This window comes from Cellvibrio sp. BR (genome assembly GCF_000263355.1).
In the GTDB taxonomy this organism is placed as follows: Bacteria; Pseudomonadota; Gammaproteobacteria; order Pseudomonadales; family Cellvibrionaceae; genus Cellvibrio.
Window position 1 is genome coordinate 848,300 of the sequence record NZ_JH668201.1, and the last position, 23,152, is coordinate 871,451.

Consider the following 23,152-nt stretch of genomic DNA (forward strand, 5'->3'; position numbering starts at 1 on the left):
ACAAGTAGCTTAGTTAACTGCTGCACCTGAGCGCAAAAGCCATCATAATAGCGACCGTTATCACCACGACTTCCCGATGTACCTATGGAAAACCTACCTGTAATTCGCCTGTTATTTAATCACCGCTATCTATTACTACTGCTGTTATTGACGGGTGCTGTTTTTTTTAAAGGTGTGACGCCGTCCTTCTCTTCCGATGACTTTGTCCATTTGGAAAATAATATTCACTTCAAAAACCTGGCGGAAGCATCCGAGGTTTTCATTACCCCTTATGGTCGTGAATATCGCCCACTGGTGCGGTTATCACTGTGGTTGAATCATCAAATGGGCGATACCGCACTCGCCTACAAACTCAGCAATTTATTGATGCACTTGCTGTGTGTTGTGTTGCTCTACGGAATAATGTTGCGCTTGGGTGTGGCTAAAACAACAGCCCTGATTGCCAGCAGCATTTTTGCATTGCACCCCATTCACACCACCAGTGTGCATTTTATTTTGGGGCGCACTGATTTAGTGGCAGCGGTATTTTATTTGGCTACGCTCTACTGCGTTGCGGGTTGGAAACAATCGCCCCGCCTTGGGCAACAGCTCATCACTCTGTTGTGGTTTGTGGCGGCACTGCTCTCCAAAGAGTTATCCATCACCCTGCCCGCAATGATGTTGGCGATTTTGTTATTACAGCGCCAAAGCCTTGCCTTCATGCCCATGTTTCGCACTGCGCTATCGCTCTGGCCTTACGCATTGCTGGCACTGATTTATTTGTTCGCGCGTATTTATCAATGGAAGTCCATGGATGCCGCTGTTGCGGTATACACCGATTTTTCGCCGCTGAATATTTTGACCAACTATGCAGAATGGGCATTTGCTCTGCTCTACCCCTTTGATCTTTACGTTGCCCGCGAATGGCAATTGCTGCACACACAACTGTTTGTCGCGCTAACGGTTATTGCTTGCTTATCAATTCTGGCTATTTCGGCCTATATCTGGCGACCAACGGCTTGTCGCCTTGTGCGCTCACCACTGCTGTGGCTGGGGGTTATTTGGATTCTCGTAACTCTGGTGCCTATGACGGGAGGCAACTCTCACCGCTGGTATTTATATTTACCCAGCGCCGGATTGAGTTTGATTTTTGCGACGCTGTGGCCAGCAACCAGCGGCATCAGGCGCACATTGTTAAATCTTCTGCTGGTAATCATTCTGTTAATTTACAGTGGCGAAACCTTACGCCAGTCATTTATTTGGCATGAACAAAGTCAAATAAATGAGCGCTTATTATCCGCAGCCGAAACCCATGAGCTGCGCCAGCACGAGGTGATCGCTATTGCCAATATGCCGTTTGGCTACCAGAGCGCATTTTTATTTACGCACAGTTCATTTGAGGAGGCGCTCAGGGTTCGCTATGGTCACAGCCCGCGTATTGAAGTGCTGAGTTATATGAACCTGGATACGCAAAACTCGCTTGCACTGAGCCACAGCGGGAATGAGATCAGCTTTGGCATTACCCCCAACGCTTACCGTTATTTCCGCTTGCCCAACCAGCAGATCTTTTTTGCCAAACCGGATATTTTCACCCAGGGCGCTACAACCCTACGCATCGACCAACTCGATACTACCGGGCGGATTACGGCTTACAGCTTGTTGCTTCCCGAGCAGTATCAAACACCAGTTTATTATTTTGATGGAGAGCGTTTTATTCGCCTGTCCGCATCTGCTAGCGAATAAATTTATCGAACGGCATAACATTTACCCATTCGCCCGCCGCTACCGAGCCGCGTTCGCGCTCCAGACAAATATAACAATTGGCTTTAGCCATGCTGCTAAGTACACCAGAGCTTTGCGAGCCAACGCTGATTACACGGTTAGCACCCTGCTCATTAGTGAGCAGACCACGCTGGAAATCCATACGCCCCGGTTGCTTTTTTAAGGGTGCAACGGCTTGCGCCATAATCGATGCGGCGGCAAACAATTGCTCGCCCGCCAAATGGCGCAGCGCCGGTACTACCAATTGGTGATAGGTGACTGCGGTGGAAACCGGGTTGCCCGGCAGGCCAAAAAACCAACCTTGCCCCAAACGCCCAAACGCAAAGGGTTTACCCGGTTTCATGGCGATTTTCCAAAAGTCGATAGCTCCCAACTCCGCGAGCACATCTTTGGTGTAATCCGCATCGCCCACCGAGACACCTCCGGTGGAAATCACCACATCAGCCCACTGGCTTGCAGTAGTGAACGCGGCGCGCAAGGCGTGTGGATCGTCAGGGATAATACCGAGATCCAGCAGTTCTACCGGCAATCGTTGCAGTAATGCCGCCAGTAACGGGCGATTACTGTCGTAAATTTTACCCAACTGTGGCGTCATGCCTGGCAGCAATAACTCATCGCCGGTGGTGAGCAAGGCAATGCGCAGTTTGCGCAGTACGTTTACGCTGGCACAGCCTACCGAGGCTAGCAGCCCGATATCCAACCCCGTAACAAATTGGCCAGCAGGTAGTAATTGAGTACCAAGGGTTATGTCTTCACCAGCGCGACGGATATTCTCGCCGGTAACAGGGGGTTGATTGATCTTTACCTCATCACCGACACGCAGGGTATTTTCCTGCATTACCACCGCATCAGCGCCCACCGGAAGCAGACCGCCCGTCATGATGCGAACCGCCTCGCCCGCACACAGCTCACCGGCATAGGGGTGCCCTGCGAGTGATTGACCTATAACGCGCAAGGTCACAGCACTCGCCCCGCTACAATCCGCAGCCCGCAGCGCGTAACCGTCCATCGCCGAGTTATCACCAGCCGGAACATTAATCGGCGCCATTACCGTTTGCGCCAATACGCGATCCAGTGCATCCGCGAGCGCCACTGTTTCAGTCTCTTGCACTGGCGCTAACTGATTTAATATGCGCTCCAGCGCAGCCTCAACAGCCAGTAACCCGGGTTGTGAACATTGATCCATTAACAAATCTCCACCGCCATCATCTACACCAAAACCTATACCAATAATCTGAGTCGCAGTTTAGCCTTATGTATGAGTTCCGCGACAACTAATCGCCCCTGGCAGTAAAACAAACTCGCTTGGCGAGCAGCGGGCCAGCTTGTTACTATCGCACGCCTGCCCGCTTCCCCAAGAGAATAATCTATGCGTTATGTAAGCAATGCTGTCCTCACCATCAACCTGCTATTGTTGCTCGCTTTTTCTGCCGTGCAATGGAACGATCCAGACCCAATTCTGTGGATTGCGTTTTATCTGCTCTGTGCCGCTGTCCCCTTTCTGGCGCTCATTAATAAGCCATTAAAAATCGTTGCGGTAGTAGCACTCATCGCCTGTGCTATTGAAATGGCGCGCACAGGGGCTGGAGCCTATAACTATTATTTGCATATGGCAGAAGAGCCGCTTATGCAAAGCATGAACCCCAACAAACCTTATATTGAAGAGGCGCGTGAATTTTTGGGGGCGTTAATTGCGCTGGCGCTGGTCATCATCAGCCAATGGCTTGCCGTATTTAAGGCAAAAAATAGATAATTTTTAGTAACAGGTTGGTGCCCAGGCGCATCAGCCTGAGCACTTTGTTTCAGCTAGGTTCTTTCGCCATTTTAATTTAACGATTAATTCCAAATTTCATAACAACAGGAGTGAACTCGCAATGCACTTTCAAAAAAAATTGGGCTTGGGTTTTATCGCATTTGGGGTGCTGATAATCCTACTGGCTTATGTACTTACCAATAGTGGCGGTTTTGTGTTTTCCGCATTGCTTGGTTTGATGGCGATATTTTTTGGCGCCTTTCAGCTGATGCTCTCCAACCTTGCCCTGCAAGCAAAAACTACCGGTAAACACCCCTCAAGCAAAGCGACTAAAACCAAAAAGGCACGTCGTTAATTTTCATATCCCCGTGGCAGTTAGCTCTGCTGGCGCTAGTGGTCATACCAATAGCGCCCTGCTCTTTCCCGCTGTAATTCAACGGCCTGCAGGCTACCATCACGCCAACGAAAAACCGCCGCGCCGGTATCGGCGGTATTAATCGTCTGACTGCCAGCAGCGCGATATCGCGCTTGCACCTGTGGATGCGGGTGCCCGTGTTGGTTGCGATAACCTGCCGAATACACCACGTAACGCGGTTGTGTGCGCTGCACCCACAACACGCCGGACGAAGTGCGACTGCCATGATGCGCAGCTGCAAGCAACGCCAACTTATCGGGCACCTGATCCTCATAGAGCAACTGATGTTCGACGCTGGTTTCTATATCGCCCGGCAAAACAATATGTTCAGCGCCATAACTGATCAGCAGCACACAAGAGTGATTATTGGCACTAGTCCGTGCACTGGTTGGTACGGGTAAAAAGCGGAATTCGACGCTCTCCCAACGCCAAGGTAAATGGTCATGGCAGCTTTGCAATTGTGTGGGCGCACTGACCACTCGCTCCGGCTCACCACCCAATAACTGCCTTGACTCAACTTTTTCCAGCAACCCCTTGAGGCCACCGGCGTGATCCGCATCCCAATGGCTAACCACCAAATAGTCGATGGTGCGAATACCCTGCGCATACAAGTAAGGGACAACTATGGCGCTACCGGCATCAAAACTGCGGGAATATTGCGGGCCGGTGTCGTACACCAAGGTGCGCGAGCCGACTTGCACCACGATGGCAGTACCTTGGCCGACATCCAGAACGGTAACGGTTAAATCGTCTGCCGCAGGCGGTTTAATTAAAAAGCTCAAACTGGCCGCCACAGCAATACCGATAACCCCCAGGTATTTAGGCAGCAAACCGCGCGGTAATAACATCACCACAACGCTCAGCGCCAATAGCAGTAATAGGCCGGGTGAAAAAGCCACCACCGGGCTAGCCCAAGAGCCGGCAAACGCGAGCAAGCCGTCCAAAAACACGGCAAGCCATTCCATCGCACCTGCCGCCATCGCCAGTAAACTGTTACTTAGGCCCAACCATACATCGCCCACCGCAGCACCAATCAGCAACAAGGGCACGACAAAAAAAGTGATCAGCGGAATGGCGATAGCATTACCCACCGGCGCGACCAGCGAAACCGTGCTAACCAATAAACTGAGCGGCAGCATAAGCCCAATAAACATTACCCACTGGGAGCGAATGAAGCCGATCAGCAGTTCTTTGAAGGTAAAACCAGCCCAGGGTTCTATAGTGCGTTTGGTCACCAAACGTCCGGAAAAATACATGAGCAACAGTGCTACAGCACCGAAAGACAGCCAAAAACCCATGTCGAACGCGGCCAGCGGGTCCAAGAGCACAACGAGCGCCAAAGCCCAGCAAAAAATATCGCTAATACGTAGGTTGCGGCGCGCCAAACACGCGGCGTAAAACAAACTAAGCATAATGAGCGTGCGCACCGTGGGAATATTAAACCCTGCCAAGGCCGCGTAAAAACTGGCGCAAACAATAGCGCTGAGCCAGGCGATCATCAGCGCCGGGCAACGATGCCACAACAATTGCACACACTTGCCCAGCAGCAGCCCCACATAAAACCCAAAGAGTGCAAGAAACCCCACATGCAGGCCAGAGATGGCAATTAAGTGGCTGGTGCCAGTTTGCTGCATACGCTGCCATTGGGCTTTTTCGACCAGCGCCGAATCGCCAATTAATAAGGCCACCAGAATACCCCGCTCGGGGCTATCGCTCTGCTGCACCACCCATTGCTGGAGATTATGGCGCCGCTGGTTGATCCAATCATCCCAGTGAAATGATGTATTGGTGGAATGAAGCGCGCGATTATCACTTGTCGCTAGCACGTACCCAGTGGCGCCAACGCCTTGCCGTAGTAACCAGGCGTGATAATCAAATCCCGCCGGGTTCACAAAACCGCGCGGTCGCTTGAGGCGCACGGTCAACTGCCAGTAGTCGCCAATTGCCAATTGCGGCAGCTCGCTGTGCGTTAGCCGAGCGGAATCTTGAACGCCATACGTTCGTGGCAAGTACCAACTCAATTGTAATTTGCGCGGGAATTGGTCAAGTGGGAGAGGTTCGCCACTGGCGCCAGTAATCGCCCGCACCCGAAAGTCAAAACGCAAACGATGTACATCGCGCTCAGGTAAACCAGTAATTTGCCCAGTTACCACAAGGTCGCGACCGACCAAGTTCTCCGCCAACTGCTGTTCGATTAAATTGTGGCCAGATACCAGCCCCCACGCGAGACCTGCGCTGAACATAACCGGGAGCCGAAATCGCGGCCAATAAATAGCGGCCAGAGCAAGGGGTGCAAGCAACCAAAGCCACGACAGTGAAATTAAGTGCGGGGAATAACCGAAGGCGATTACGCCCAGGCTGAAAAACAGGAGTTTTAATGGCAATTACAGAATCCTTTCGTAGGTGAGTAGTGAGTCCAGATGAGCTCCTTGTCATCAGATTGCAGCCCAGCTTATGGCATGATCCTTACGCAAACAAGTGCACCAGCCCGTAAAGTCTGCGTAGTGTTAATGCAGATTTATAGGCATAATGCGCAATCTTTTACGCTGTACTCTGGTTTCCAGCATGGCACGCAATTTACTGAAACGTTTTTTTCCATCACCCGCTGCAATTAAAAGCAATCCGGCACTGCATTTTTTGGGCGATCTGCTGCACGACCCAAACTTATTCCACCTGAATCGCCACTCTGTATCAGTCGCTTTTTTTTGGGGGCTTTTTATCGCATTGCTGCCTATTCCAGGGCAGATGCCCGTGGCGGCGGTAGCCGCGCTGATCTTTCGGTGCAACCTGCCTATTTCGGTGGCATTGGTATGGATTACCAACCCATTAACTATGCCCTTTTTCTTTTTCATCACCTATCAAGTGGGACGAGTAATTCTGCAAAGTGAGCCACTGCTGGTGCAACCAGAATTAACCTGGGATTGGCTGGCAAACGAATTTGGTCATTTATGGAAACCATTACTTGCCGGATCGGTTCTTACCGGTTTGGTGTTTGGGACACTGGGTTATTTTGGTATGCAATTATATTGGCGATGGCATGTGCGACATAACTGGGAAAAGCGGAAGCAAAAACGCATTCATAAAGCTTCTGAAGAAAATTAAAAGCATAAAAAAACCCGCTAGAGCGGGTTTTTTTATGCTTTTAATTTATCCAACTATTCATAGCGCAGCGCATCGGCCGGTTGAATTCGCGCGGCGCGCCATGCGGGGTAAAGGGTGACAAAAAAACTGATCACCAGTGCTGTGATCACCACCTTGGCAACATCTGCAATAACCAATTCGGAAGGCAGATAAGTAATCGGGTAGACATCCGAGTGTAAAAACTGAACGCCAAAGGTGCGTTCAATCCATTGCACAAAGGGAGTTACCCAATGGGAAAGTACAACACCCAGCACCAATCCAATTGAAGTTCCAATCAAACCAATCAGCCCGCCCTGCACCATAAAGATCGCCATAATTTCATACGTCGAGGCGCCCATAGTGCGCAGGATCGCAATATCGCCCTGTTTATCGACTACCACCATAATGAGTGTTGAAACCAAATTAAACGCGGCGATAGCGATAATCAAAAACAGCAACATGCTGACCATGTTTTTTGACATTTGGATGGATTGATAAACACCACCGTGGGTACGCATCCAACTTACACCGTAATAATCAACAGGCAGGTTTTGCATAATCTCACGCACAATTTGTGGCGCCGCAAATAAATCATCCACCTTGAGCCGGATACCTGTCACCTGCCCCGGGTAACCGGAAAGTTCAGCAGCGCTTTCTATATCCATTAAAGCCAAACCGTTATCGATATCGGTATGAGTATCCAGAATCGCTATTACCTGCAGCACTTTTACTGTGGGTGAGTTATTGCCTTCGTTAGGTAAAATCAAACTGAGATTGTCATCCTTACTAAGGCGTAATTTTTCAGCGACGCCGCGACCAATCACAATCGCCGATTTGTTGCCCGCCAATTGCAGCAACGTTCCCTCGGGTAAAAATTCAGGCAGTTTGGAGGTGGTGTGTTCCTGTGTTGCGTCGATGCCAAAAATATTGACCGGAGCTACACGCTTTTGTTGGCTGAGCAGCCCTTGCAGTTGCACAAACGGCGTAGCGCCCACAACACGTGGATGCTGCTTTAACTCAGCCACTAAAGCATGGGGATCTTCGATTGCCTGCCGGTGATAAACCATCGCTTGCGGCATAACGCCCAAAATATTGTCACGCAGCTCCTTTTCAAAACCGCTCATAATCGACATCACCAAAATCAATAAGGCGACACCGATAACCAAGCCTGCGATTGATAAACGCGATATAAAAGACACCAAATGATTTTGGCCCCGGGCTATGCCGTAGCGTGCGCCGATTAAAAAGATAGTGCGATTTAACATCAGTAAGCACCGGTCGCCGCAGAGGATTCTTCGTCCCGCACCAGCGCACCATCGACCAAACGCAAAGTGCGATCCATGCGTGCTGCCAGACGCGGATCGTGGGTTACCACCACAAAACTGGTACCTATCGCTTGATTTAACTCCAGCATCAACGCCTGGATAGCATCAGCAGCATGACTGTCCAAATTGCCGGTGGGTTCGTCCATCAATACACAGGCAGGATTGGTCACCAAAGCGCGGGCAATCGCCACCCGTTGACGCTCGCCCCCCGAAAGCTCGGAAGGCTTGTGATCGACCCGTTTAGCCAAACCCACTCTCGCTAGCAATTCCAGTGCACGGGCTTTGGCTTGAACAGGTGCACAATTGCCAATCAACAGCGGCATAGTCACGTTTTCCAGCGCCGTGAATTCTGGTAGCAAATGATGAAACTGGTAGACAAAACCCAGGCTGCGATTGCGCAAACGACCGCGCGCATCGGCACTCAAACGCGACAACTGCTCACCCGCGACAATCACCTCGCCACTATCCGGCACATCCAGACCACCGAGAATATTAAGTAGCGTCGATTTACCGGAACCCGAGGCACCGACGATGGCGACGCGCTCACTCTTGTTGATTTGAAAGTCCACGCTGTGCAGCACATCAACTGCCAGCGAACCCTGACGATAAGATTTACTCACCTGACGACACACTAATACGGCGGCAGAATCATTCATAACAGCTTTCGGATTATTCATAACAGCCTTCGGATTATTCATAACGCAGCGCTTCGGCCGGTTCAATTTGGGCCGCGCGATAGGCGGGATATAAAGTGGCAATAAAACTTAACAACAGCGCCACTGAGCAAATAAATACAACGTCAGTCCACAGCAGTAGCGAGGGCAACTGACTAATAAAATACACCTCAGGATCAAATACCTGCAGCCCGACCAGAGATTCCAAAAAGCCCATCACCGGGGTCAGTGACACCGCGATAACACAACCCAATACAGCACCAATAAGGGTGCCAATAAAACCCACTGCACTGCCCTGCACGATAAAAATAGCCATCACCTGGCGCGCACTCACACCCATGGTGCGCAATACCGCGATATCAGAGCGCTTATCCGCCACCATCAATACCAAACTGGAAACAATGTTGAACGCCGCCACGGCAATAATGATCATCAACAGCGAGCCAATAACGATTTTTTCCATTTTCACCGCTTGAAATAAGCTGCCTTGAGTTTGGCTCCAATCCTTCACCTGATATTGCTGTTCACCCAATTGCTGGCGCAGCTCTGCCATTACCCGGCCCGCGCTGTATAAATCCGTGGTTTTTACGTGCAGCCCTTGCACGCCCGGCTGGCGCAGGAATTTTTGTGCATCTTGCAAATGAATCAACGCAAGCGTGGAATCAACCTGTGCCTTCACCTCAAACACACCCACCAGCGTAAAGCTGCGTGAGCGCGTAAATGCGCCCATGGGGGTCATATTAATTTCCGGCGAGGTCACGCGCACTTTATCGCCGGGTGTCAGCATCAAACGACTCGCCAATAGGCGCCCCATCACAATGCCGTATTCGCCGGGTTGTAATGCTGCCATATCGCCAACCACCATGCGTTGATTGACTATAGATACCCGCTCCTCGGCGTCTGGCAGAATCCCCTGCAGCTCTATCGCCTCAAAACCACCGGCGTAACTCACCATCGCACTGCTGGCGATATAGGGAGCGGAGGTAATAACATCGGGGTGTTTTTCAACTGTTGCAGAAAGCGCTTGCCAATCTTTTAATGCTGGCAGCTGATCTATGTAGCCGTGAGGAATCACGCTGAGAATGCGCTCCTTCATTTCACGATCAAAGCCATTCATCACCGAAAGTACGATGATCAGCGCCATAACGCCCAGCGCCATGCCGACCAATGAAAAGGCACTAATGAAAGAAATAAACTGATTGCGACGTTTAGCGCGGGTATAGCGCAAACCGATATAGAGGGGAATGTTTTTTAGCATGAGCGCATTAAACCCAATTGCCTTGCGTTGCTCAAGTAAAACCACCCTCCCCACCGATAAATCGGCGCCAGCAGGACCAGCTTGTGCTATGTTTACTCAATCATCACAGCGGGAAGATTTTTGTCATGAGTGAACGCCGCAGCTACTTTCGCATCGATGAAAGTATCGCCATCGAATTTAAAGAGGTGGAAGAGATCACCGCCAATACCGCTGCACCCGAGCTGCAGTTCCCCGACACTTTGTCGTTAAAGTTTTTCGCCGAGCTGCGCAAGATTGATAATGACAACGCGCACCTTTTTCATCAGATCAAGGAAACCAGCCGCGCAATGGGTGAGTATTTACAAAATCTCAATCGCAAAATTGACATCATTAGCCAGCAGATAATGGCGGATTCCAAACCCCTGCCGCCCTCAAAAACCATCAAACAGGTCAATCTCAGTGAAGGTGGTGTGGCCTTTGGTAGTTCGCGCCTCGTTAAACCAAACTCTTTTATCGCCATGCGTTTGATTTTTTTACCCAGTAATGCAGGGCTGGCGTTGTTTGCCAAGGTCATACGCTGTGAACCCAATAACAGTGGCGAATATCAGATTGCGGCAAAATTTCATCGTGCCACGGATGCTCACCAACAACTGATTGGCCAGCAAATCATGCGCGCCCAAATGGCCGAGCGACGTAAAAGCCAACATTACCTGCAATAATTCGGGAGACTACTGAGTGAATACCGCCAACAGTCTGCGTAAATTTATCATCACCAGCGCCATAACGTTCTTCGCGGCCAACATTATGGGCGGCGTCCATGCCGAACAAATAAAAATACCGATAGGGCAACAAACCGCCGCCAAAGCTTCAGTGAAAATGCCCGCAAAAGGAATGATCAAAGCAAGCGTGCAAGCGGCCTTTGGCGAGCCACTGGAAACCACCCCCGCCAAAGGAGAGCCACCTATTTCCAGTTGGAAATACAGCGAGTTTGTGGTGTATTTTGAACATGATCATGTCATTCATACCGTAGCCAAATTCAAACCACAGGAAGATCAAACCATTATATTGGACGAATAAAAAATATCTCCGCAGACAATAAAATAAGGGCGCTTGAAGCGCCCTTATTTATATCTGTGAGTCAGCACCAAACAGATTCTACTAACGGCGACTAATGCGATTAATGCCATCCAATGCCGCAACACGATAAGCTTCGGCCATCGTTGGATAATTAAAGATGTTGTTGAGGAAATAATGAATATTATTTCCCTCGCCTTTTTGCGTCATGATCGCCTGACCAATATGAACAATCTCCGCGGCCTCAGCACCAAAACAATGAACACCGAGGATTTCAAGCGTATCCACATGAAATAGCAGCTTCAACATGCCCACATCTTCACCGCTGATTTGGCCGCGTGCGGTATTTTTAAATAACGCACGGCCGACTTCATAGGGAACCTTGGCCTGTGTCAATTCAGTTTCCGTTTTGCCCACCGAACTAATCTCCGGTAAGGTATAAATTCCTGTGGGCACATCTTGAACCGGGCGGCATTCGTCGCCAAAAATGCCACCGGACACTGCTCGCCCCTGACCATAGGAGGAACTCGCCAAGCTGGGCCAGCCAATCACATCACCAACCGCATATATATTTTCAATTTGCGTGCGATACTCTGCATCAACTTTAAGATTGCCACGATGATCTGCTTCCAACCCTATCGCCGCTAAATTCAGCTGGTCAGTATTACCACTGCGTCCATTACACCAAAGGATGGCATCCGCCTTTAAACGCTTACCGGACTTTAAGAAGAGAGTGACACTGCTATCGCTCGCCTCTATAGCCTCGTACTCCTCACCATGACGTACAGTCACACCACTGTCGCGCAGGTGATAACTGAGCGCGTCAGAAATCTCATCATCTAAAAATGACAACAATCGCTCACGATTATTGATTAAATCTACCCGCATACCCAAGCCCGAAAAAATCGAGGCATATTCACAGCCAATAACACCCGCGCCATAAATAATGATGTGACGTGGGGTGTGCTGCATTTCCAGAATGGTGTCACTGTCATAAATACGGGGATGATTAAAATCAATATCAACTGGACGATAAGGACGTGAACCTGTAGCTATTACGATCTTATCGGCATGAATTGTCTCTGTACCACCATCCAGCATCGCCAAATTAATCACATTCGGATTACTAAAGGATGCCTGCCCCATATGTACCGTTACCCGGTTGCGTACATAAAAGTTGGTATGCAATTCAACTTGTTTAGGAATCACTTTCGCGGCAGATTGCAGTACCCGAGGAAAGGTTAAACGGCGGCTATCACCAATTTCACGAAACAGGCTATTAGCTTTAAATTGCAATATTTGTTTGACCACATGGCGCAAAGATTTAGAAGGAATTGTGCCTTTATGTGCGCACCCACCACCAACCAGTGCCCTATTTTCTACCACACCAACACGCTTGCCCGCTTTGGCGGCTGCTATAGCAGCACTTTCTCCCGCAGGGCCAGAACCGATTACTAAAAGATCGTAGCTGTGATCTGCCGATTTTTTACGACCAGTCAATTTATTCCCCTCTAATCATCAAATGAGACATCCAAGACTTGCTGAGTCTTGCAACAATTATTCCTTCTTCTTACTCGCATCATACGAAAGGTCATCTGCCTTCAACTCAGTACGGACAGGCTTGGATTTTTCTTCCGCACATTTTGCTTCGTCGCCACCGCACAACTCGCACACGTAATTGGGATCCCCCAAGGCTTTACCCACACCACCACAGGAACCCGATACAGGTTTACGGCCAGCCAACACACTGATTGACAAAGCGAATGCAACAAACAACATCACCACTAGTGTAACCACAAGTACAGCCATGATAGACCTCCAAGCTTTACTGCTTTTGTTAAAAGCAAATGAACTATCGTTAAAAAAAAACGAGGCGGGTTTCCCTGCCTCGTTTTCCTTTTCATTAACCGCCGAAGTCGTCTAACAAAATATTGTCGTCTTCTACACCAAGACTTTTCAACATTTTAATCACGGCGGCATTCATCATTGGTGGGCCGCACATGTAGAACTCACAATCTTCTGGCGCCGGATGATCTTTCAAATAATTCTCATAGAGAACATTGTGAATGAAGCCCGTGAGGCCGGTCCAGTTATCCTCTGGCTGTGGATCTGACAGCGCCACATGCCATTTAAAGTTCTCATTCTCTGCCTGCAGCATATCGTAATCTTCTTTGTAGAAGAGTTCGCGCAGCGAGCGAGCACCGTACCAGAATGTCATTTTACGATCGGTTTTCAAGCGGCGCAGCTGATCGAAAATGTGCGAACGCATAGGTGCCATACCAGCACCACCACCGATAAACACCATTTCAGCATTGGTCTTTTTAGCAAAGAATTCACCAAATGGACCGTATACGGTGATTTTATCGCCCGGCTTCAAACTAAACACATAAGATGACATTTGACCCGGAGGAATGCCCTGAGATTTTGGTGGAGGTGTTGCAATACGAATATTGAACTTAACCACACCTTTTTCTTCCGGGTAATTCGCCATTGAATAAGCGCGAATCACTGGCTCAGTCACTTTTGATTCCAGATTAAAGAAACCAAAGCGCTCCCAGTCACCGCGATATTCAGGCTCAATATCAAAGTCTGAGAACTTGACGTGGTGTGGTGGACACTCAAGTTGCACATAACCACCCGCACGGAAGTCCACGCTTTCACCTTCGGGCAGACGCAGGGTCAGCTCTTTAATAAAAGTTGCCACGTTAGGATTGGATTCGACAGTAGTTACCCACTGCTTCACACCAAACACCTCTTCTGGCACATGAATTTTCATGTTTTGTTTTACCGGAACCTGGCAACTTAAACGCCAGCCTTCATTTTGCTCACGGCGATTAAAATGCGCTTCTTCCGTTGGCAAAATAGAACCGCCACCATCATTTACTACGCATTTACACTGTGCACAGCTACCACCACCACAGGCTGACGCCAGAAATACATTGTTAGCAGCAAGTGTTTGTAACAACTTGCCACCGGCAGGAACGGTAATGGTTTTCTCATCATTGATAAGAATTTGCACATCGCCGCTGTTAACCAGTTTTGCCTGCGCAACAAGAATCACCACCACCAGTGCCAGCACTATGAAGGTGAACATGCCTACGCCTAATAAAATCTCAGTATTCATTAGATTCCTCGCTTAGCCTAGAGAGAGATGCCGCCAAAGGACATAAAGCCCAATGACATCAATCCCACGGTGATAAAGGTAATACCTAAGCCACGAAGACCTTCAGGTACATCTGAGTATTTCAGCTTTTCTTTGATGCTCGCCAGCACAACAATTGCAATTGCCCAGCCAGCACCCGAGCCGACACCGTAAACTACGCTTTCAACAAAATGGTAATCGCGCTCAACCATAAACAGTGAGCCACCCATAATTACGCAGTTCACGGTAATCAGTGGTAAAAATACCCCCAGCGCGTTGTACAGCGCAGGCATATATTTATCCATCACAATTTCCATAATCTGCACAATTGCAGCGATAACACCAATAAATGAAATAAAACTGAGGAAGGTCAAATCAACACCGGTTACACCAGCCCAGGCCAACGCGTCTTCTTTCAACAGGTAAGTCAAAATCAGGTTGTTTGCAGGAACAGTTACTGTTTGCACCACAATAACCGCGATACCCAAACCAATAGCAGCATTGATTTTTTTGGACATGGCCATAAATGAGCACATCCCCAAAAAGAATGCCAACGCCATGTTTTCAATAAATACTGAACGGATAAACAAACTCAGTAGATGTTCCATTATGCGATCTCCTGATTTGCCGAAGAGTTAGGCGCTATTTTGAAATCGGCTTTCTCAACCTGGTTTTTCTTCCAGGTGCGCAGCGCCCAGATAATGATACCAATTAAGAAAAACGCACTGGGCGGCAGCAGTAACAGACCGTTAGGTACATACCACCCACCTTCGGTAACGGTAGGCAGAATTTGAATACCGAACCATTTGCCAGCACCAAAAATCTCACGGAAAGTGGCGATAACAATCAGCAGCGCCGAGTAGCCCAAACCATGACCTATACCATCAAGGAAGCTTGGAATTGGTGGGTTTTTCAAGGCAAAGGCTTCAGTGCGCCCCATTACGATACAGTTGGTAATAATCAACCCAACAAATACCGAGAGTTGTTTACTGATGTCATAAGCCACGGCTTTCAGCACTTGGTCAACCACAATTACCAATGCAGAAATAATGATCATCTGCGCAATAATACGCACACTGTTAGGCAGAAAGTTACGCACCAGCGATACAAAAAAGTTGGAAAAGGCAGATACCAAGGTCAGACCTATGGCCATTACCAAACTAACTTTTACACTGGAGGTTACCGCCAACGCAGAACAAATACCGAGGATTTGTAAAATAACCGGGTTATTTTCCAGAATCGGTTTTGTGAGGAGATCTTTCGTTTTCAAGCTCATAATTAAGCCTCTCCGTTTTTCAAGTTAGCAAGGAATGTTTTATAACCCTTGTCACCCATCCAAAACTTCATCAGGTTGCGCACACCATTGCTGGTCAACGTTGCACCTGACAAACCATCTACTTTGTACTCAGCATCTGCGGTAGCTGAATCTACGTGACCTTTGATCACATCAATTTTCACTTCGCCAGAATCCGAGTAGATTTTTTTACCAATCCAGATTTCTTTCCACTTTGGATTGTCAACTTCACCGCCAAGGCCAGGTGTCTCGGCATGAGAATAAAAACCGAACCCAAGAATAGTGTTTAAGTCTTTATCCAAAGCAACAAAACCTGACATGGTTGACCAGAGACCATAGCCACGCACAGGCAGAATGACTTTTGACAAACCATTCGCGTCGTTTACCAAAAATACCTTGGCATACTTTTCACGACTAATGATTTTGGCAATATCTTCCTCTGAGGATAATTTATCGGAAAGATCTGGCTTTTTAGCGGATGCATTTTGATCAAACTTTTCAATATCAGTGATAGCGTCGGTAAAACGACCACTATTCAGATCAACAATCTTTACTTCAACTTGTTTGAACTGCTCCTCCACTGATTGATCTTTATTCAAAATACCTGCGATAGATAAAACGTTACGCTTGAAATCAAGCGCTTTGTTGGCAACCTGTGCGGGGCGCAACAACACCGCAGAACCTGCCACCAATACGGATGCCACCAAACACATAATCAATGTGACTGTGATGGTGTATTTTGCTGTTTGTTGGTTAGCCACGCGCCAGTCTCCGCTTAATGTTGGATTGAACGACGAAGTAGTCGATGGTCGGTGCAAACATGTTTGCGAACAAGATTGCCAACATCATGCCCTCTGGATAAGCAGGGTTGACCACACGAATAGTAATCACCATGAAACCGATCAATGCACCATAGATCCATTTTCCCGCATCAGTCATCGATGCCGACACTGGGTCAGTTGCCATAAAGAAGAGACCAAAGGCAAAGCCACCTATAACAAAGTGCCACCAGAATGGCATTTGGAACATTGGATTACTGCTGCCTGCACCGGCCCAGTTATACAACAGGGTAGTCAGCACTGCACCAATCAACACCCCGACCACAATGCGAGTAGACGCAATGCCCATAATTAGTAGCGCAACACCACCAATCATTAAGGCCAGTGCTGAGGTTTCGCCAATAGAACCGTGCTCAAAACCAACAAAGGCATCAAACCAGCTAACGTGGTTGACTACAGCATCCATACCCTGTTGAGCAGCAATAGAGAGCGTAGTCGCACCGGTATAACCATCAACCGCAGTCCAAACTGCATCGCCTGACATTTCCGCCGGGTAGGCGAAAAACAGGAAGGCACGGCCGGTGAGCGCCGGATTAAGGAAGTTTTTACCAGTACCACCAAATACTTCTTTTCCGATTACTACACCAAAGCTGATACCCAAGGCGGCTTGCCACAAAGGCAAATCAGGAGGACAGGTCAAGGAGAAAAGAATCGAAGTTACAAAGAAACCTTCGTTAACTTCATGACCACGAGTAGTAGCGAACAACACCTCCCAGAAACCACCGACAATAAATACAGTCGCATAAATTGGCAGGAAGTAAGCAGCACCTAAGACAAAGTTGTCCCAAATACTGTCAGGGTTGTGACCCGCAAACATGGCTGCTAAAGCACCATGCCAGTTATCAATACCAGTAGCACCAGTCGCCGCTAAAATGGTATTGGCTTGCAAACCAACGTTGTACATACCAAAGAACATTGCTGGCCATGCGCACAACCAAACCGTGATCATGATGCGTTTCAGATCGATACCATCACGCACATGAGAGGTAGATTTGGTGACATCTGCCGGTTTAAACAAACCGGTATCAACGGCCTCGTACAGTGAGTACCATTTTTCGTATTTGCCGCCTTTGTGGAAATGCGGCTCCATGCTGTCGAGTAAACTTCTCAGACTCATTAATTAGCCCTCATTCTCAATGCGAGTAAGGTTATTGCGCAGGATCGGGCCGTATTCGTATTTGCCGGGGCACACAAAGGTGCACAGCGCCAAATCTTCTTCGTCCAATTCAAGGCAGCCCAGTTTTTGTGCTGTTTCAGTATCGCCAACAATTAAAGAGCGCAGCAGCTGCGTCGGCAGGATGTCGAGAGGCATTACCTTCTCGTAAGAACCCACCGGTACCATTGCACGCTCGGAACCATTGGTAGATGTAGTGAAGGCAAACTTTTTACCCCCAAACAGCTTGGACAAATAAATGCCCATCACGGAGAACTTGTTGGTGCCTGCGCGCAGGTAATGCAGCATTTCACGTTCGCGCCCCTCAAGCAAAACACTGACTTGATTGTGGAAACGCCCAAGGAAAGTGAGATTGCCATGAGAGCGACGACCACCAAATACAGAACCAGAAATGATGCGGTTCTCACCCTGCTTCAACTGACCGTTAACCAACGAATTCAGATCAGCGCCCAAGCGAGTACGCACCAAACGAGGACGCTCTACTTGTGGACCAGCAAGTGCAACAACACGTTCGGTATTCAATTGACCGGTGATAAACAATTCACCAATCGCAATAACGTCTTGATAACCAACAGTCCAAACGGTTTTACGTGCATTTACTGGATCAAGGAAATGGATATGGGTACCGGCATTACCTGCAGGATGAACACCAGTAAAGGTTTCGACCGCAATATTAGCGCCCAGACCTTTTGGCAATTCAACACCCGGAGCCTGACAAACAAACACTTTGCCTTCGGTAAGGCGTGCAATCACGGTCAAACCGTTCGCAAAAGCGTCTTTTTTAGCTGCGATAATCACAGCAGGGTCTGCGGCCAAAGGATTAGTGTCAATCGCTTGAACAAAAATCGAGTTTGGAATTGAGTCTAAGGCAGGAGCCTTGCTGTATGGACGAGTGCGCAATGCAGTCCACAAGCCAGATTGAACAAGGTTTTGCTGTACGCTTTCGCGAGACAAACCGGCCAGTTCAGATGCGGAATATTTAGCAAACTCAACAGCCTCGTTACCTTCCACATCAATTACTAATGAATGGAAAACACGTTGATCACCGCGATTAATTGCGCTGACAGTACCTGATGCTGGAGCTGTGTAGATTACACCCGGGGTCTTTTTGTCAGAAAAAAGTTCCTGACCAAGTTTAACTTTATCACCAACCTGTACCGCCATAGTGGGCTTCATACCATGGTAATCAAACCCGATTAAAGCTACTTGGCGAACCTGTGGGCCATCCTCAATAGATTGATTGGGGCTGCCAGTAATGGGCAAATCCAATCCTCGACGAATCTTGATCATACGTCTCTGCCTAGTCGTTCGTGTGGATGTAGACCTGGATAACCAGGCCGCGGGGGATGCGGTTGACAAGCCTTAAGCCAGCTATTGAAATCCGGTTACTTCCTGGCGGGAACCGGACACAATTTCGGGAGACGCTTGAACCGCGAGTACTCCGGCCATACTTACCAATAATTGGTACGTAGTGATTAAGCAGCCAGAGCATTTGAGCCAGTAACTTTCACGACATCACTCCAGACGACTCTGTTAGTAGCCCAAAGAACGCGCTCAAGAGATTGATTTATGTGAAGTTTTAATTGGCCCAAGTAAAACGCGGGAATTATAAACGCGCCCCACCCCTAGCACCATAGCAATGCATCGATTTGAGGCAGCTTTTATGCGGCTTTTCCACTGATTCGATTTATTTTTGCACAGAGCACTCTGCAAACCAGAGGGAAATAAAAACAATTCTCATTGAGAACCAATATCTTCACCCGGTAGACGTCAGGGCTATCAAGAGGTTTATTTATTAGACTTGCCACCCAGAGCACAACTAACACAGGTAAAATGCCCGCTAACTTTGGATATGACTTGAATATCGCGTTATGACTTATCAGTTAACCAGCAAACCACCTATCTCGGATAAATCAGGCAATCGACAATATTGGGGCCAATTACATGGTAGTGCCCAAGCGCTAACAATAGTAAACGCCGCCAAAGCCTACAACGGGCTAAGCCTGGTAGTCACTGCCGACACCAGCACCGCAATTCGCCTGGAATCTGAACTGTCTTTTTTTGCCAAAGGACCCGAGGCGCTTCCAGTGTTGCACTTGGCCGACTGGGAAACCCTGCCTTACGATTCCATATCACCGCACCAGGACATTATTTCCGAACGGCTGAGCACACTCTACAAACTGCCCAGTGTAAAACACGGCATTTTAGTGGTGCCAGTAACCACGCTATTGCAGCGATTAATGCCGCAGTCTTATTTGATAGGCAATAGCCTAATGGTCTCTGTCGGCGAGAAATTCGACACTAACGAGTTGCGCCAAAATCTGGAGCGGGCCGGTTATCACTGCGTAGACACAGTGTACGAACACGGCGAATTTGCCGTGCGCGGTTCGCTCATGGATATTTTCCCCATGGGCAGCGACGTACCCTATCGTATCGATTTATTTGATGACGAAATAGAAAGCCTGCGCACCTTTGACCCGGAAACGCAAATGACGGTGGACAAGGTTGAAAAAATTCAACTTTTACCCGCGAAAGAGTTCCCACTGAATAAACAAGGTATCAATTTATTCAAACAACAATGGCTCGAACGATTTGATGTCAATCACAAAGCCTGCCCGGTATTCCAGGATGTAAGCGCAGGTATATCGCCACCGGGCATCGAATATTACCTGCCGCTTTTTTTCGAAACCTGTAGCACGCTATTTGATTACTTACCTACCAACACATTGGTTTATGCGCTGGGCGATATTGAAAAATCAGCCGAAAATTTTTGGTTGGAATCACTGCGCCGCTACGAAAGCCGTCGCGTGGACCCACTGCGCCCGCTACTTGAGCCGCGCACCATTTATCTGGCGATTGATGAGTTTTTTGGGCAACTTAAAAAATATTCTCGCACATTCATAGAATCTGCCACGCTCGAAGAAAAAGTAGGCAACTACAACTTTGCCTCTACCCTCACACCATCGCTTCCAATTCGCGCACAAGCAGAAAATCCATTAGCCGCAATTCAAGCATTTTTAATGGAGTTCGATGGTCGCGTTTTATTCTGCGCAGAGTCAGCAGGCAGGCGCGAAACACTTTTGGAATTACTAAGTCGGATTCGCATTCGCCCTAATACGCTCGATACCTGGAACGATTTTTTAAATCAACCTGAAAAGCTCGCCATAACCATCGCTCCGCTGGAGCAGGGACTGTTGTTAACCGATCCGAAAATTGCATTAATTTCAGAATCGCAATTATTTGGTGAACGCATTCAACAACAGCGTCGCCGCAAGCAAACGCAAGATAATGCGGATCTGGTAGTAAAAAATCTGACCGAATTAAAAATCGGCGCATCGGTAGTGCATCTGGATCACGGTGTGGGTCGTTATCGTGGGCTGGAAACCATCACTATTGATAATCAAACCAACGAATTCCTTACTCTGGAATATGCGGATGAAGCAAAACTTTATGTACCAGTCACCAATCTGCATTTAATTAGCCGCTACAGCGGTGCGGATGATGACCTTGCACCACTGCATCGGCTGGGTAGTGAGTCATGGCAAAAAGCAAGACGCAAAGCTGCCGAACAAATTCGCGACACAGCCGCGGAATTATTAGAAGTTTATGCGCGCCGCGCCGCGCGTAAAGGCTATGCATTTCCCGACCCCAAAACAGCCTATGAAGCCTTTGCAGCCAGCTTTCCGTTTGAAGAAACAGCAGATCAACAACGCGCCATTGAAGCTGTTATAAAAGACATGTTGTCCAATAAACCCATGGATCGTCTGGTCTGTGGTGATGTAGGTTTTGGTAAAACCGAGGTGGCGATGCGCGCCGCATTTATCGCCAGTCACGGCGGAAAACAAGTGGTCATTCTTGCGCCGACAACACTGCTTGCACAACAACATTATGAATCACTCAAGGACCGCTTTGCAGATTGGCCAATTACCGTTGAGGTGCTATCGCGCTTTCGCACTACAAAAGAAGTCAATCAAGTGCTTGAGCGAATCGCTGAAGGTAAAGTAGATATAGTGGTGGGCACACACAAACTCTTGTCACCTGACATTAAATTCAAAAACCTTGGCCTGCTAATTATCGATGAAGAACATAGGTTTGGCGTGCGCCAAAAAGATCAAATTAAAGCGCTACGTGCCGAGATAGACATCCTCACCCTGACTGCCACACCCATACCGCGCACACTGAATATGTCAATGGCAGGCATTCGCGATTTATCGATTATTGCAACACCACCGGCGCGCCGCCTATCTGTAAAAACATTTGTGCGCACCTATGATGAGGCGACAATCAAAGAGGCAATCTTGCGTGAAATATTGCGCGGTGGCCAAGTGTACTACCTACACAATGAAGTCGACACCATTGAAAAAGTTGCGCGCGAAATACAAGAACTGATTCCGGAAGCACGGATTGGTATTGGCCATGGGCAAATGCGTGAGCGTGATCTGGAACGGGTAATGTCGGATTTTTATCACAAACGTTTCAACATTATGGTGTGCACTACTATTATTGAAACTGGTATCGACATTCCCAGCGCCAATACCATCATTATTAACCGCGCAGACAAATTTGGTCTCGCGCAACTACATCAACTGCGCGGCCGCGTAGGCCGGTCTCATCACCAGGCCTATGCCTATTTATTAACACCGGACCGCCGTGCGATGACCGACGACGCACAAAAGCGTTTGGAAGCGATTAGCGCCGCCGAAGATCTGGGCGCTGGTTTTACTCTGGCGACTTACGATATGGAAATTCGCGGCGCGGGTGAATTACTTGGCGATGAACAGAGCGGACAAATTCAAACTATTGGCTTCTCGCTGTATATGGATATGCTTGATCGTGCAGTAAAAGCAATTCGCCAAGGAAAACAAGCAGATCTTGAAAAAGCGATGAGCGAAGCAATTGAAATCAACTTGCGAATTCCTGCACTCATTCCGGCAGATTACTTACCCGATGTTCACACCCGGTTGGTAATGTACAAACGCCTAGCGAGCGCCGAAAACGAAGAGTCACTGCGTGACTTGCAAGTAGAAATGATTGACCGCTTTGGTTTATTGCCCGAGCAAATTAAAAATCTGTTCCGTGTCACACAAATTAAAATTACAGCAGAGGCTATTGGCATTACCAAACTGGAAGCTAATGCACGCGGTGGTAAAGTAGAGTTCTCCAGTGACACGCGGGTAGACCCGTTGAAAATAGTAAAACTGGTACAGAGCCAACCACGTATTTATAAACTGGAAGGCGCCAATCAACTGAAATTCACTATGGATTTGGAAGCAACTGAGAAACGCATTCAAACCGTAATAGATTTACTTGATCATTTAATGACAGACAAATAATGCAGAGCCCT

General features: G+C 48.4%; 20 protein-coding genes. 7 read left to right on the forward strand and 13 right to left on the reverse strand.

Translation table 11 applies throughout. The annotated features are described in order from the left end of the window. Positions 1-84 precede the first annotated feature (84 nt). On the forward strand, positions 85-1,722 hold the full coding sequence (locus O59_RS08870; protein WP_007641755.1) for a glycosyltransferase family 39 protein: 1,638 nt from the start codon (positions 85-87) through the stop codon (positions 1,720-1,722). Here O59_RS08870 and glp read toward each other — a convergent pair. Next, positions 1,712-2,947: a gephyrin-like molybdotransferase Glp gene (gene glp / locus O59_RS08875; protein WP_007641756.1), complete on the reverse strand. Its 1,236-nt coding sequence runs from the start codon at positions 2,945-2,947 to the stop codon at positions 1,712-1,714. The two genes, O59_RS08870 and glp, sit on opposite strands and share 11 nt — an antisense overlap. Positions 2,948-3,130: 183 nt before the next feature. Between glp and O59_RS08880 the strand changes: the two genes are divergently transcribed. Together O59_RS08880 and O59_RS08885 are read left to right on the forward strand one after the other, a co-directional pair. After that, on the forward strand, positions 3,131-3,514 hold the full coding sequence (locus tag O59_RS08880; RefSeq protein WP_007641759.1) for a transmembrane 220 family protein: 384 nt from the start codon (positions 3,131-3,133) through the stop codon (positions 3,512-3,514). A gap of 121 nt (positions 3,515-3,635) precedes the next feature. Then, entirely contained in the window at positions 3,636-3,869 is a 234-nt protein-coding gene (locus O59_RS08885; RefSeq protein ID WP_007641761.1) for a hypothetical protein, read from the forward strand. A 35-nt stretch (positions 3,870-3,904) separates the two neighbouring features. On the opposite strand, the gene O59_RS08890 is transcribed toward O59_RS08885, so the two are convergent. Beyond that, positions 3,905-6,313 carry a DNA internalization-related competence protein ComEC/Rec2 gene (locus O59_RS08890; RefSeq protein WP_040391791.1) on the reverse strand — a complete coding sequence of 803 codons (2,409 nt, stop codon included), beginning with the start codon at positions 6,311-6,313 and terminating at the stop codon, positions 3,905-3,907. Positions 6,314-6,494: 181 nt separating this feature from the next. Here O59_RS08890 and O59_RS08895 point away from each other — a divergent pair, with 181 nt between their 5' ends. Then, the gene (locus O59_RS08895) at positions 6,495-7,031 is read left to right on the forward strand and encodes a DUF2062 domain-containing protein (RefSeq protein WP_007641766.1); all 537 of its coding nucleotides are present in this window, start codon (positions 6,495-6,497) and stop codon (positions 7,029-7,031) included. A gap of 53 nt (positions 7,032-7,084) precedes the next feature. Here O59_RS08895 and O59_RS08900 read toward each other — a convergent pair whose 3' ends face one another. The 3 genes from O59_RS08900 to O59_RS08910 are packed head-to-tail and all read right to left on the reverse strand — an operon-like array spanning position 7,085 to position 10,306. Then, positions 7,085-8,314: a lipoprotein-releasing ABC transporter permease subunit gene (locus tag O59_RS08900; RefSeq protein WP_007641768.1), complete on the reverse strand. Its 1,230-nt coding sequence runs from the start codon at positions 8,312-8,314 to the stop codon at positions 7,085-7,087. Further along, complete coding sequence (gene lolD, locus O59_RS08905; RefSeq protein WP_040392071.1) at positions 8,314-9,030, reverse strand: lipoprotein-releasing ABC transporter ATP-binding protein LolD; 717 nt, start codon at positions 9,028-9,030, stop codon at positions 8,314-8,316. The genes O59_RS08900 and lolD overlap by 1 nt, the downstream gene beginning before the upstream one ends. A gap of 34 nt (positions 9,031-9,064) precedes the next feature. Further along, entirely contained in the window at positions 9,065-10,306 is a 1,242-nt protein-coding gene (locus O59_RS08910; protein WP_040392072.1) for a lipoprotein-releasing ABC transporter permease subunit, read from the reverse strand. 125 nt (positions 10,307-10,431) lie between these two features. On the opposite strand from O59_RS08910, the gene O59_RS08915 reads away from it, so the two are divergent. Next, on the forward strand, positions 10,432-11,004 hold the full coding sequence (locus O59_RS08915) for a PilZ domain-containing protein (protein WP_007641776.1): 573 nt from the start codon (positions 10,432-10,434) through the stop codon (positions 11,002-11,004). 16 nt (positions 11,005-11,020) lie between these two features. Then, positions 11,021-11,362, forward strand: coding sequence for a hypothetical protein (locus O59_RS08920; RefSeq protein WP_007641778.1), 342 nt, complete (start codon positions 11,021-11,023; stop codon positions 11,360-11,362). An 81-nt stretch (positions 11,363-11,443) separates the two neighbouring features. Here the strand turns inward: O59_RS08920 and sthA are convergent, their stop codons facing one another. The 8 genes from sthA to O59_RS08960 all read right to left on the reverse strand — a co-directional run bounded on the left by sthA (position 11,444) and on the right by O59_RS08960 (position 19,098). Further along, on the reverse strand, positions 11,444-12,859 hold the full coding sequence (gene sthA / locus O59_RS08925) for a Si-specific NAD(P)(+) transhydrogenase (RefSeq protein WP_007641779.1): 1,416 nt from the start codon (positions 12,857-12,859) through the stop codon (positions 11,444-11,446). Positions 12,860-12,916: 57 nt separating this feature from the next. Further along, positions 12,917-13,168: a (Na+)-NQR maturation NqrM gene (nqrM, locus tag O59_RS08930; protein ID WP_040391792.1), complete on the reverse strand. Its 252-nt coding sequence runs from the start codon at positions 13,166-13,168 to the stop codon at positions 12,917-12,919. A gap of 94 nt (positions 13,169-13,262) precedes the next feature. Beyond that, positions 13,263-14,483, reverse strand: a complete 1,221-nt coding sequence (gene nqrF, locus O59_RS08935) for an NADH:ubiquinone reductase (Na(+)-transporting) subunit F (protein WP_007641783.1) — start codon at positions 14,481-14,483, stop codon at positions 13,263-13,265. A gap of 17 nt (positions 14,484-14,500) precedes the next feature. Then, positions 14,501-15,109, reverse strand: a complete 609-nt coding sequence (nqrE, locus tag O59_RS08940) for an NADH:ubiquinone reductase (Na(+)-transporting) subunit E (RefSeq protein WP_007641784.1) — start codon at positions 15,107-15,109, stop codon at positions 14,501-14,503. Next, entirely contained in the window at positions 15,109-15,777 is a 669-nt protein-coding gene (locus O59_RS08945; protein ID WP_007641786.1) for an NADH:ubiquinone reductase (Na(+)-transporting) subunit D, read from the reverse strand. The genes nqrE and O59_RS08945 overlap by 1 nt, the downstream gene beginning before the upstream one ends. Positions 15,778-15,779: 2 nt before the next feature. Beyond that, positions 15,780-16,556, reverse strand: coding sequence for a Na(+)-translocating NADH-quinone reductase subunit C (locus tag O59_RS08950; RefSeq protein WP_007641787.1), 777 nt, complete (start codon positions 16,554-16,556; stop codon positions 15,780-15,782). Next, positions 16,549-17,751, reverse strand: a complete 1,203-nt coding sequence (locus tag O59_RS08955; protein WP_040391793.1) for an NADH:ubiquinone reductase (Na(+)-transporting) subunit B — start codon at positions 17,749-17,751, stop codon at positions 16,549-16,551. The genes O59_RS08950 and O59_RS08955 overlap by 8 nt, the downstream gene beginning before the upstream one ends. A gap of 3 nt (positions 17,752-17,754) precedes the next feature. After that, positions 17,755-19,098 (reverse strand): Na(+)-translocating NADH-quinone reductase subunit A, encoded by a 1,344-nt coding sequence (locus tag O59_RS08960; protein WP_007641796.1) that lies wholly within the window; start codon positions 19,096-19,098, stop codon positions 17,755-17,757. A gap of 581 nt (positions 19,099-19,679) precedes the next feature. Here O59_RS08960 and mfd point away from each other — a divergent pair. After that, positions 19,680-23,141: a transcription-repair coupling factor gene (gene mfd / locus O59_RS08965; RefSeq protein ID WP_007641799.1), complete on the forward strand. Its 3,462-nt coding sequence runs from the start codon at positions 19,680-19,682 to the stop codon at positions 23,139-23,141. Positions 23,142-23,152: the final 11 nt, after the last annotated feature.